Here is a 12,652-nt window from a genome sequence, read left to right on the forward strand (position 1 = left end):
GGCGTAACGTTCGCCTATCTTCCGTACACCCACGATTTCTACAACGATGTCAGTGCACAACGCGTCAGCGCCGGGCTGCGCGGCGAAATCACGAGCGACTGGTCCTGGGAAACGGGCGTCGTCTACAGCAACAGCGACCTGCAGCAGCAACAACGCAATCTGATCTACAAGCCGAACGTCGCGCGCGCGATCGCGGGCGGCTTTGACTCCAGCGGCAATGCCGTCGTGGGCGGCCACTACAGCAAGGTCTATTCGGGCTATTCCTTGTCCGGACCGCCGGTGCTTGTGCCGGCACTCGATCCATTTGCCCTCGCCGCCGGGGTTGATCCGGGCGCGCTGACCAATCTGTATGGCACCGAGTTGATCGACGCGAGCAGCAAGCTGACTTCATTTGACGCGAAGGTGGTCGGCCAACTGTTCGCCTTGCCCGCAGGCGAGATCGCGATCGCGTTGGGTGGCAGCGCGCGTCGCGAATCCGTGTCGGGGCATACCGACCCCAACGGTCGCGTCACGGATCCGACGACGGGAAGCACCACGGGCAACGATCAGCAATGGCTGGGTGGCACCTATGCCGACCCGTTCTCCAAGAGCCGTGATATCTATGGCGTATTCACTGAGCTGCGCATTCCGATAACCAGCGAAAAATGGAATTTTGCCGGTGCCCACGCGTTCGATCTGACGCTGTCGGGCCGTGAAGAGAAATACAGCGACATCGGCTCGTCCTTCGTGCCAAAGGTCGGTTTTCGCTGGGAGCCGTTCGACAAGCAATTTGCGGTGCGCGGCAACTATGCCAAGTCATTTTCTGCGCCGGCGCTCTACGCGTTGTTCGGTCCGACCGACACGCGCCAGGTGGGCGCGGGCGTGATTCAGGGCATCTTCGGCAACAACTACACGGGCATGCCCATCAACGGCGAAGACGGCAACAATCCCAACCTGAAACCGGCCAAGTCAACGTCGAAGCTCCTCGGCTTCACGGTAAGGCCGGATTTCGCGCAGGGTCTTTCGCTATCCGCAGATTACTCGGACATCAAGCTGAAGGGGTTCGCCGGCGGCATCGGGTTCAACACAATTCTCGGCAGCATCAATACGCTCGGTTCGGCTTCTCCGTTCTTTTCAAATCTCGCAGTCGATGCCTTTCCCGGCACGACTGGCGCAACGCAACCGTTCGCACATCCAGGCGATCTGCTGGCATTTCTGACCAACGCGGCGGGCAAGGGTGATCCGAATCAGGCCGAGCGGCTATTCGTCGTCGACCAGTTCCGCAACCTCGCCTCGTTGCAGGAAAAATCGTGGGTAATTTCGGCGGACTATGTAATTCCGACCGAGCGCATGGGAACGTTCAAGCTCGCGACGAACGGCGCAATCTTCAACAAGTTCAATTTCCAGCCGCTGCCGGGCGCAGCATTCATCGAATATGCCGGTCATTCGAACAATACCGGCGTGTTCGGTGGAACCTTGCCCAAGTACCGCTTCTATTCGAGTCTGGATTGGGCAAAGGGCGACTTGGACGTGACCGTTGGCAATACGTACGTGTCATCGACCACCGATACGGGCGCGAACGGCACCTCCACACCGCTGATTCATGTCTCCAGCTACTCGACTTGGGATATCCGCATGGGTTACGACTTCCACGCCGCGAACTCGGGGCCGTTGAAGGTCGTGAAGTTCGGCGTCGGTGTCAACAACATCGGCAATCGCATGCCGCCACTGGCGCCGCGCGCATTCCTCGACAACAACGCCGATGTAGCCACTTTCTCGCCGCTCGGTCGGCTGATTTACACAACCGTCGGGGTCGATTTCTGATCTCGAAAACAATCAAAGCCGGGCCGGCAGCGCGCGAGCGCCGCCGGTCCCGCAAAGGAAACCATGCAGCTCACTGGAATGCTTCACGGCGCCAAGCTACTTCGGTTCGTCGGTTTTCCGACATCCGAGGTACTCGGTCCCGATGCCAACGAGGAACAGATCAAGGCGCTGATCCAGCGTGAGGGTTCGGTTTTCGTCAAGCCGGTTTTCAAGGGAGGCGTCGGCAAGAAGGGCAAGTCGGGTCTGATCGCGCGCGCCAGCGACCTGAAGACCGCGCTGAAAGAAAAGGAGCGACTCTACTTTGCGGAACATCGCGTAGGCGACGTGTTTGCCAAGGCGCAGGGCGTAACGTTCGAAGGCGCCGTCCCGGCTCAGCACGAAATCTATTTCTCGATCACTGATTCGACGCAATTCCGCGCGCCGACGATGACGCTCAGTCACCGCGGCGGCGTCGATATCGAAGAACTCGGCAAGGACGAGGTCACTCAGGTTCCGTTCGATGCACTGACCGGACTCAAGGCGTTCGTCGTCGCGAACGCACTGACTGCGCTGCGTGCGCCGATGCCGATCATCTCACCGCTCGTTCAGCATTTGCCGAAGCTCTGGGAGCTGTACCACGACTTCGGCATGACCACACTCGAACTCAATCCGATACGCATGCGACCGGATGCGACCGATCGATTGACGCCGGTCGCATGCGATTTCAAATGCAGCTTCGATCGCGACGATTCGCGCTGGCAGCGGCTCGGCTTGGCGGCGCATCTCTTTGCTTCCGATTACTCTGACTTTGAGCAGGAGATCAACGAACTGCGAACGTACCAGGGGCAGAGTGACGTATATGTGATCAATCCCGGCGGAACGATCCTCGCGCCGACTTTCGGTGGCGGAGCGAACTCGCTCGTTTCCGAAATCCTCGGCGACGATGCGATCATCTCGTCGGATTTCGGTGGCAATCCGCCCTACGAAAAGATGAAGCAGGTCGCACGCATCTGCTTCAAGCACTGGCTCAAGCAGACGAACGTGCTGTTCGTGATAGGCGGCAAGTCGAGCAACACCGATATCTACGAGACGCTGCGCGCGGTCGCCGACGCGCTGCGCGAGCATTTCAGCGCTTACGGTCCCGCGCCGATCTACGTCGTCGTCGGTCGCGGCGGCCCGAATCTCGTGCGCGGCATGGGTGCGATGCGCGACACGATGGATGCGCTCGGATTGCCTTACCGGATATTCGGATTCGACTCCGACATCAGCGAAGTCATTCTTTACGCCAAGGCGGTCGATGCGTGGATGAAGAGCGGCGGACGCGCCCAGATCGCCGCAGGTCTGAATATGGTGGCGGCAGCATGAACGCCCACCCGCAGGTAGCGTCCTTTTCTGCGCGGAGCGTGGCATGAAGGCCGCAGGCGTCGGAGGATTCAAGTATCACGTCGGCATCGAATCGCTGGCGCAAATCGCCACCCGCGACGATCGCGTCTGCGTGCTCAACATCATGGGCGGCGAATCGAGCGAGGTCACGCCGGTTGGCCATGACTACTCCGGTGGCAACGTCGTCTTCGGCACGTCGCCCGGAAGGCGCGGCCAGAAACTGGAGACGCCAATCGGGGCTGTGCCCGTGTACAACAATGTCCTCGAAGGCATCGACGACGGCCATCGATTCAACTGCGGCGTCGTCTACCTGCCGCCGTCCGCTGCGCGCGACGGCGTCGCGGAGCTGCTGCGGGTGAACACCGAACTGAACAAGATTTTTATCGTCACCGAGAAATTGTCCGCGCATGATTCGCGCGAAATTCGCGCGATGGGGCAGTCATACGGCGTCGACATCTTTGGGGCGAACAGTCTCGGCGTGGCGGATTCGTGGAATCGCGTCCGCATCGGTGGCGCGCTGGGTGGCGACCATCCTGAAGAAGCCCTGTGCAAGGGCTCGATCGCGATATTTTCCAATTCCGGCAACTTCACGACGACGATCGCCACCTACCTGCGCATGGCAGGTTGGGGCACGACGACGCTGATTTCGAGCGGCAAGGACGTTTACATCCACTTCGCCGCGCCGGAGTTCGCGTTCGCGCTTGGCAACGATCCACGCAGCAAGGCGGCGGTGCTCTATGTCGAACCGGGCGGTTACTATGAGTTCGACGCGGAATTCACCAAGCCCATTATCGCCTGTGTCGTCGGACGCTGGAAGAAGCGCCTCACCCGCGCCGTGGGACATGCTGGCGCGATGTCTGGCGGTGGCGACGACGCCATGGCCAAAGAATCCTGGTTTCTGCGCAAGCTCGGCGTCGACGACATCTACACGCCGCAGCGCCCGGTCTTTTCAGAGCGTGGCGCGCTGGTCACCAATATCGCGCACATACCGGCAGCGCTTGCCGCAGTAATGCGCGAGCACAAGATCGAGGCGGATTTCCCGCCCGAGGGAAATCTCGCGCTAAAGGCCTGGTTCAAGTCGAATGCCGGCATCGCACTGCCCGCGGTACTCGACATGCCCGTCGTGGAAGCGATGGCGCCGTACGGAGAGCAGATTGCGCGGCTCAATCGCCAGGTCGGAATGAGCACACCGCGGCAGAACATGAAGGACACTTCGGGTGCATCGCAGATGGACAGCACCACACAGATCACCAGTCTGCATGGCGTGTCGATGCTCGACGCCGCGCAGAGGCCGGTCGAGTCGAATATCGTGTTGGCGCTCCTGCGCGGAGCGGCGAACGCGAACGATCAGGCACTCGTAAATATCGTGGTCGGCGCACATATCAATTTGTACGCACAACCGCTGCTCGCGGCAGCCCAGGCTGCCCGCGAATCGGGCAGCACGCCGAACTGCGTCATCGCCGCCGCGGTGGCCCTCACCGGCCCGCTGGTCGCAGCGCGTGCCGCCGCTGCAGTTTCTATACTGATCGACCTGTTTTCTGCAGCGCGACTCGACGACGCCTGCACGGACGAAGGGGCGCTTGCTCGCGTCACGGTTACCGAAGCGCAGCGCGCCCATCTGGTCGCCGACCAACCCGATGTTCGCGCCCAGGCAATGCTGGCGGGATTCGACGCGCGTGGTGCCAACTCGCTCGTGCTGGATTGGCTGCGCAATATCGGCGGCCACCCGACCGCCGACGCGGTGCTGGCGGCGATCACGACGACGATTGCGTGGCGGGCCCTCGCAGTCAAGCGCGTGTCGCGGACCACCGTGGAGAATCTGCCTTGGTGGATCATGCTGTTCGGCACCGCGATCGGAGCCTCGGTCGATGCGTCGCGGCACGAAGCAGACGCCTTTTGCGGCATGCGCGTCAGCGAGATCATCGGCCGGCATTCGCTGACCGAAGTGGCCTGCGCCGCCTTGCTTGGCAAACAGCCGTCGGCGGCCGACCTTTTCTCGTTCCAGACCCTTATCGGCCTGCTGCTGAGCAACGGGCCAGGATCGATATCGGCGCAGGGAGCAAAAGGCGCGGTATCGTCGGACGGACCTGAGTCGCCGTCGCGGATCCAGCTCAACAAGGCGATGCTCGGCTTCCTCTCGCATTCAGGGTATGCGCACGGAGGCAACGGCTACGAGGGCGTGGCGTTTCTGCTGGAACGATTCGAAGGCATCGACCTCGCCGATCCCGGAACACCCGGGCATGGCGTCGATCTTGCGCGCATCACGAGCGAGTTCGCCGAAGCGTACGCGGCGCGGCGGCGCAACGCGAAGGAGGCCGGTTCCGGCGAAGCAGGGGCGATCCCGTGCATCAACCATCCGGTGTTCAAGGGCAAGCTCGTCAACCTCGACCCTCGTGAAGTATTCGTGCGCGAGCTCGCCGACTCGCGTGGGGAATACAACATCTTCCACGACTACTACCGCCATCTCGTGCAGGCGCTGTTCGACGCCGGCGCAACGCGTAACGTCTTCTGCGTCAACGTCGACGCGCTCATTGCGGCGCTGCTGCTGAAGATGCTGTGGCAACGTCATCGTAGCGGGGAGCTCGCCGACGCCGCTCTCGAAACAGCGGCCTTCACGATGTTCCTCTACGCGAGGATGATCGGTTGCGCGGCCGAGGTCGAGGATCATCTGAATCGCGGTCGCAACATGGACACGCGTACGCCCCAGGCGAATTGCAGATTCGTTGCATAGCGCTTTTCGGAGACTGATGATCTCGGGGCGAAACCTACTTCTTGCTGCAACCGGTTCGCTCTGGTGGTCGCGGCGGACGCGTCGATAACGTCTTTCTTGATTGCGTATTACTTGTTCACCGCCGGGATCGTTACACTTATGCGTAGGCCGGGCGCGTTGTCGGTCATCTGCCAATCCGCCTCGTGCAGGCTTGCAATCGCGGCCGCCATGCTCAGGCCGAGCCCGTTGCCTGGCGTACTGCGGCTCGCATCCAGGCGCACGAATCGCTGCAGCACTTTCTCGCGCATGTGCGCAGGAATGCCCGGCCCGTTGTCGCTGACGGCGACGCTGACCCCCGCCGCACTGGACGCGGCGATCAGCGCGACGCGCGCATCAGCCGGGCAATGTCGCGTCGCGTTTTCGACCAGATTCGCGAACAACTGGGTCAGCAGCTCGCGGTCGCCGGTGACCGCCAGATCGGGCGCGATTTGTTCCAGCAGCGTCTGCGATTTTTCCTCGAATGCCGGTTGGTATACTTCTGCAATCGTGTGCAGCAGTTCGCTCAAGTCGACGTGGGTGAAGCTCGCCTTCCGAGCGCCGCTTTCGACCTGCGCGATGCGCAGCAGCGCGCTGAAAGTCTGCAGAATCGCGTCGATTCCGCTCAGCGACGCGCCGAGCGTAGCGTGCAAGGCCTGCGCATCCGTGGGGCGCTCCTGCGCGAGTTCCAGGCGCTGGCGCAGGCGCGTCAACGGCGTGCGCAGATCGTGGGCGATATCGGTCGACACCTGACGTAACCCATCCATCAGCACCTGAATGCGGTCGAGCATCGCATTCAGGCTGCCGGCGAGATGGTCGAACTCATCGCCGCTGCCGTTCAGCGGAATGCGCCGCTGCAGATCGCCGCCGACGATATCGCGGCTGGTCTGGCTGACACCCTCGATCCGGCGCAGCACTGACAGGCTCATCGCCGCGCCGCCCAGCAGGGCGAGCAGCATCGCCGCGCCGAAGCCCCACAGAAACGAGCGCGCAACCGACTCGCGCATCTCTTGCACCTGATGTGCGTTCATGCCGACGAATAGATAGCCGCCCTCGCCCGCATCCAGGCCGAGACCGCGAATGTCGATGTTCTGGAATTCAGGCAGGCGGTTGGCGCCGGTCCATTCGCGCACGTCGACGATCGGCTCGAGCTTGGGCAGATTGCCTGCGAGCACGTTGCCGGCGCGATCCTGCAGCAGATAAAAAAAGCCCGGCGACTGCTCGGTCGAAGCCTGCACCACGCGGCGCAGGCTTTGCAGACTGTCGTCGGCGGCGCCATTGCGGATCTCCTTGATTTCCGCCTTGATCGTCGTGTCGATCTGCTTCTGCATGAATTCGGTGGTCGACCAGAAGATCACCGCGAACAGCAGCAGAAAACTCAAGCCGGTCAGCCCCGCGTACAGCAGAGTCAGGCGGAAGCTCGAAGTGCGGACGAGTCTAGGCAGATTCACGCAAGCAGTATCCCGCACCGCGCACCGTGTGAATCAACGCGATGTCATGACCCTTGTCGACCTTGCCGCGCAGGCGGCTGATGTGGCTTTCGACCACGTTGGTGTGCGGATCGAAATGAAAATCCCAGACCTGCTCGAGCAGCATCGTGCGCGTCACCACCTGGCCCGCGTGCCGCATCAGGAATTCGAGCAGACGAAACTCGCGTGGCTGTAGCTCGATGGCGTGGCCGGCACGCGCAACGTGGCGCGCGAGCAGATCCATCTCCAGATCGGCCACGCGCAACGTGGTCTCAGCGGCGGTGCGGCGCGGACGCCGGCCGAGCGCGGCGACCCGCGCGGCGAGTTCGGAAAACGCGAATGGTTTCACCAGATAATCGTCGGCGCCGGCGTTCAATCCATTGACGCGGTCGTCGATGCCGCCAAGCGTGGTCAGGAACAGCACCGGCGTTTCAATGCCGCCTGCGCGCACGGTGCGCACCAGGGCCATGCCGTCGAGGCCGGGCAGCATGCGATCGACAACCAGCAGATCCCAATCCTGTCCGGTCGCCTGAAACAGGCCGTCGCGGCCGTCGCGCGCGACCGTGATGCTGTGACCCGACTCGTGCAGGCCCTGCATCACGTAATCCGCCGTTTCGGCATCGTCTTCGACAACCAGGATTCTCACACCCGTCGATCTCGCAGGAATATCGGCGCATGAACAACGATGCGGCGGCCGAAGTCAAGTTGTGGAACGGTAATGTTGCGGCCACCTCGTGGCAAACCGGGCGCGCGTAACTTCCGGCCAATGTTCGAAGTGACCGCCATTCATCGTTTTCTCGTGCGCAGCGCGCTAGCCGGAACGCTGGCCGCACTGAGCGCCTGCGCCACCTATTCGGCGCATCCGCTGGAAACCCGGGCCGCGGCAAAAACCAGCCTCGCGGACCTGCAGCACGCCGCAGCGTTGCCGGACCGGCTCGGCATCGCCGACGTCGAACGTCTGGCGCTCGACAACAATCCGGAACTGATCGCCGCGCGCGCCCAGCATGGCCTGTCGCAGGCACAGTTGCGCAGCGCGGGCATCCTGCCGAACCCGGTTTTCAATGCCAGCTATCAGGATGTGCTGAGCGGACCGGGCATGTTCGCCGCGCTCGCCGCGGGCCTGTCGCAAGATCTGAAGTCGCTGGTCACGCTTTCGTCCAAGCGTCACGCCGCGCAAAAATCCGCGCAGTCGGTGGACGCGACGATCCTCTGGCAGGAATGGCAGACCGTCGGCAAGGCACGCCTGTCGGCAGTGGATCTGATCGAAGGCGACAAGCAGCTCGCCCTGCTGGGCGGCAACGCGACGTTGTGGCGCGAGCGCATCGAGCGAGGTCGCGAGGCGCTTGCGCAAGGCGATACGACCTTGACGATCCTTGCGCCCGATCTTGCCGCCGCGTCCGATGCGCAGAAATTGTTCGACGATTTCGAGCGTCAGCAGCAAACGCGGCGGCGCGATCTGAATCTGCTGCTCGGGCTGGCGCCGCAGGTCAAACTCGATCTGGCTGATGCCGCCGACGTACCAGCGCTCGATATCAAGGCCATCCAGGCGCAACTGCCAGACCTCGCCAACCGGCGTCCCGACCTGATCGCATTGCAACTGGGCTATCAGGCGCAGGAAGAAAAGGTGCGCGGCGCGATCCTCGCCCAGTTTCCGTTGTTTTCGCTGGGCTACGCCTATGGCCGCGACACCAGCAACGTGCGCTCGCTCGGCCCGCAGCTGACGATGGATCTGCCGCTGTTCGACCGCAACCAGGGCAATATCGCGCTGGAACGGGCGACGCGCGCGCAACTGCATGCGGAGTTCAGTGCGCGCCTGATCGCGGCGAAGTCCGAAGTCGATGCGCTGATCGCCGATCAGCAATTGCTGCAGCGCCAACTCGACGCCAAGCGCAAGCTGCTGGCCGAAATGGAACCGGTGGCGACGCGCGCGCAAGCGGCATATCGCAACGCCGATATCGACGAACGCAGCTATGTCGACCTGATGACCATGCGCAACGCCAAGCGTCAGGAAATCCTCGCCCTGGAATTGACCCTGCTGGAACAGCAAGTGGCGATCGCTACCCTGGTCGGCTCCGGCATGCCGCCGGTCGCCCTGGCCGATGCGCAGAACGATTCGGAGACGCAACCATGAGATCTTTTCGCCTGTTCCTGCTGCTCGGCGCGACGGCGACCGTAACGCTGCCTTTTTTTCTGCGCGCCCAGGAAGACAGCAAGACCGAAGCCGCCAGCGTGCTGGTCGAAACCCAGCCCGTGCAGCGCGGCGAGATCGCCGACAAGCTGGTCGCCTACGGCAGCGCTGTGCCCGCGATCAATGGCGGCATGACCTTGAGCGTGCAGGCCGAAGGCCGCGTCACGCACATCGCAGTCACCCCGGGTGAAGCCGTGCATGCCGGCCAGACCCTGCTCGAGTTTCACTTGTCGGCCGCGGCAAGCAGCACTTATAGCCAAGCCGTGTCGGCGCTCAAGCTCGCGCAAGAAGAACGTACGCGCACGACGCACCTGCTCGAGCAGCAACTGGCCACGCGCGATCAGAAGGCGCAGGCCGACAAGGCCGCAAGCGACGCGCAGGCCGCGCTTGATGCACTCGAGCACGAAACCGGCGGCAAGCCGCTGCAAACCCTGGTCGCGCCGTTCGACGGTGTGGTCAGCACGGTACCGGTTGCCCAAGGCGATCGCGTCGCCGCAGGCGCGCCGCTGGTCACGATTACGCGCAGCAAGGGTCTTGTCGTCACCGTCGGCGTCGAGCCGAGCGAACGCGGCCGTCTCTCGGTTGGACAAAGTGTACAAGTGGAATCTCTCGCCGACAGCGCACAGACGCATGACGGCAAACTCGTGCGTATCGACCGCAGCCTGAATCCGAAGACGCGTCTGGTCGATGCCGACGTCGCCGTCGACGATGAATTGCTGCAGGGCGATGCCTTCCGCGCCGGCATCGAAGTCGGCCAACTGAAAGGCTGGCTGGTGCCGCGCGACGCGGTGCTCGACGACGACGAAGGTGCGTACCTGTTCCAGACCGACGGCAAGAAGGCGGTACGGGTCAAGGTCAAGCGCGTCGGCAGCGACGAGGAAACAACGGTGGTTGACGGTCCGCTCGACGCGAAACGCGAAGTCGTCGTTGTCGGCAACTATCAGCTCGAAGACGGCATGGCCGTGCGCAAGGCGAACGCGGACAAGAGCGACGACGCCAAGGATGAAAAAGCCCCTGCCAAATCCGGTCCCGCCAAGCCATGAATTTCGTCGGCCTGATCGAACATCACTCGCGCTCGCTGCTCTGCGTGGCGTTCGCGCTCGCACTCGCCGGACTGGTCGCGGCGTTGTCGCTGCCGGTCGGCCTGTTTCCGCAGGTATCGTTTCCGCGCGTGGTTGTCGACCTGTCTTCGGGCGATCGCCCGGCCGATCAGACCGTGCTCGGCGTGACGCGCCCGGTCGAGGAAGCCATCCGCTCGGTTCCCGGCGTGCGCGAAGTGCGCTCGGCATCGGCGCGCGGCTCCGCGCAGATCTCGGTCGATTTCGGCTGGGGCCGCGACATGATCGCCACCACCCTGCTCGTTGATGCGGCGATCGCTCAGGTGCTGCCGAAACTGCCACCGGGGACGGCGTACAACGTTCGGCGCATGGATCCAACCGTTTTCCCGATCATTTCCTATGCTCTGACGTCGGATAAACTCACGCCGAACGCGCTGCGCGACCTGGCCCAGTTCCAGATCGTGCCGCTGCTCGCGTCCGTGTCCGGCCTCGCGCGCGTCGATGTACAGGGCGGCGCAATCGACGAGGTGCAGGTGCTCGCCGACCCGCATCGCCTGGCCACGTACAACCTCGGCCTCAGCGATCTCGTCACCGCGATCACCGCCGGCAATGCGCTGCAGGCGGTCGGGCGCGTGCAGGATCACGACAAACTCTATCTGGTCGTGTCCAACAGCAATCTGCGCGCGCTCGATGAGCTAAAGCAGATCGTTATACGCAGCGATCCGGCTGGCGTCGTGCGCCTGGGCGATGTCGCCGACGTGCAGGCCGGTGCGGTACCGCAATGGACCCGCGTGGTCGAGGACGGCAAGCCCGCCGTGTTGTTCAATGTCTACGAGCAGCCGGATGGCAATGCCGTGCAGATCGCACAGGTCGTGCGCGAACGTCTGAGCACGTTCAAGCTGCCCAAGAACGTGACAATGGCGAACTGGTACGACCAGAGCATACTCGTCGTCGAGTCGGCGGCGAGCGTGCGCGATGCGGTGTTGATCGGTCTCGTTCTCGCCGCCATCGTCCTGTTCGTGTTCCTGCGCAACGCGCGCGTGACTCTGATCGCGGTGCTGATCGTGCCGGCGACGCTGGCGATCACCGTGCTCCTGCTCGACGTGCTCGGCTTCAGCTTCAACATCATGACCCTCGGCGGCATTGCCGCTGCCGTTGGCCTCGTCATCGATGACATGATCGTGATCATCGAACACATCGCGCGCCGCGCCGGCGCGAGCGGCGTCAGCGATGGCCGCGCGGCGATCCTGCCGGCCACGCGCGAATTCCTGCGCCCGCTGACCGGCTCAAGTCTGGCCACCCTGATCGTGTTTCTCCCTCTGAGTTTCATGAGCGGCGTCACCGGCGCGTTCTCCAAGGCGCTGGCGGTGACGATGGCTGCGGCCCTGATCATTTCCTATCTGTTCGCCGCGCTGATCGTGCCGATCCTCGCGCGCCGCTTCATCGATTTCAATCGCTGGCACGACCCTGCGGAGGGCCGCGAGGACTGGCTCGCACGCCACCATGCGCGCCTGCTCGATCGTGTGTTCCGCAAGCCGATCATCCTTGTCGCGGCAGTCGTGCCCTTGCTGCTGATCGGCTGGCTGGCCTACAGCAGGGTGCCAAGCGGCTTCATGCCACAGGTGGACGAAGGCGGCTTCGTCATGGATTTTTATACCCTGCCCGGCACCTCGCTCGACGAGACCGAACGCGAGCTGCACCAGATCGAGGCGATCCTGCGCGAGCAACCCGAAGTGCAGACGTTCTCGCGGCGCACCGGCACGGGTCTCGGTGGCGATCTGGGCGAAGCTCATCACGGCGATTTCTTCGTGCGCCTGAAAGCAGACCACAAACGCGGTACCGAGGATGTCATGGCCGCCGTTCTCGCCGATATCGAAAGCTCGGTACCCGGCGTACAGATCGAACTGGCGCAGTTGTCCGAAGACCTGATCGGCGATCTGACTGCGGTGCCGCAGCCGATCGAGATCAAACTCTACGCGACCGATCCCGCCGCGCTGATTCCGCAGGCGCGCAAGGTTGCCGCGGC

The 12,652-nt window shown here is 63.2% G+C and carries 8 protein-coding genes; 6 read left to right on the forward strand and 2 right to left on the reverse strand.

Annotation, left to right across the window (positions count from 1 at the left end; all coding sequences use genetic code 11):
• The 3 genes from VIE67_RS04975 to VIE67_RS04985 all read left to right on the forward strand — a co-directional run.
• Positions 1-1,803: TonB-dependent receptor domain-containing protein (locus tag VIE67_RS04975; RefSeq protein WP_332023871.1), on the forward strand; the 1,803-nt coding region annotated here is incomplete at its 5' end.
• A 63-nt stretch (positions 1,804-1,866) separates the two neighbouring features.
• Positions 1,867-3,147: an ATP citrate lyase citrate-binding domain-containing protein gene (locus VIE67_RS04980; protein WP_332023874.1), complete on the forward strand. Its 1,281-nt coding sequence runs from the start codon at positions 1,867-1,869 to the stop codon at positions 3,145-3,147.
• 43 nt (positions 3,148-3,190) lie between these two features.
• Positions 3,191-5,896 (forward strand): hypothetical protein, encoded by a 2,706-nt coding sequence (locus VIE67_RS04985; protein WP_332023876.1) that lies wholly within the window; start codon positions 3,191-3,193, stop codon positions 5,894-5,896.
• A 107-nt stretch (positions 5,897-6,003) separates the two neighbouring features.
• On the opposite strand, the gene VIE67_RS04990 is transcribed toward VIE67_RS04985, so the two are convergent.
• Positions 6,004-7,362 carry a sensor histidine kinase gene (locus VIE67_RS04990; protein WP_332023878.1) on the reverse strand — a complete coding sequence of 453 codons (1,359 nt, stop codon included), beginning with the start codon at positions 7,360-7,362 and terminating at the stop codon, positions 6,004-6,006.
• Complete coding sequence (locus VIE67_RS04995) at positions 7,349-8,026, reverse strand: winged helix-turn-helix domain-containing protein (RefSeq protein WP_332023880.1); 678 nt, start codon at positions 8,024-8,026, stop codon at positions 7,349-7,351. Before VIE67_RS04995 ends, VIE67_RS04990 begins: the two co-directional genes overlap by 14 nt.
• A gap of 120 nt (positions 8,027-8,146) precedes the next feature.
• On the opposite strand from VIE67_RS04995, the gene VIE67_RS05000 reads away from it, so the two are divergent.
• From VIE67_RS05000 to VIE67_RS05010, 3 genes are all read left to right on the forward strand, one after another.
• Entirely contained in the window at positions 8,147-9,511 is a 1,365-nt protein-coding gene (locus tag VIE67_RS05000; RefSeq protein ID WP_332023882.1) for a TolC family protein, read from the forward strand.
• Positions 9,508-10,611 carry an efflux RND transporter periplasmic adaptor subunit gene (locus VIE67_RS05005; RefSeq protein WP_332023884.1) on the forward strand — a complete coding sequence of 368 codons (1,104 nt, stop codon included), beginning with the start codon at positions 9,508-9,510 and terminating at the stop codon, positions 10,609-10,611. The genes VIE67_RS05000 and VIE67_RS05005 overlap by 4 nt, the downstream gene beginning before the upstream one ends.
• Positions 10,608-12,652 (forward strand): efflux RND transporter permease subunit (locus VIE67_RS05010; protein ID WP_332023887.1); only part of this gene is annotated, 2,045 nt, incomplete at its 3' end. The genes VIE67_RS05005 and VIE67_RS05010, both read left to right, overlap by 4 nt.

It is taken from the genome of Rudaea sp., from assembly GCF_036560865.1.
Classification (GTDB): Bacteria; Pseudomonadota; Gammaproteobacteria; order Xanthomonadales; family Rhodanobacteraceae; genus Rudaea.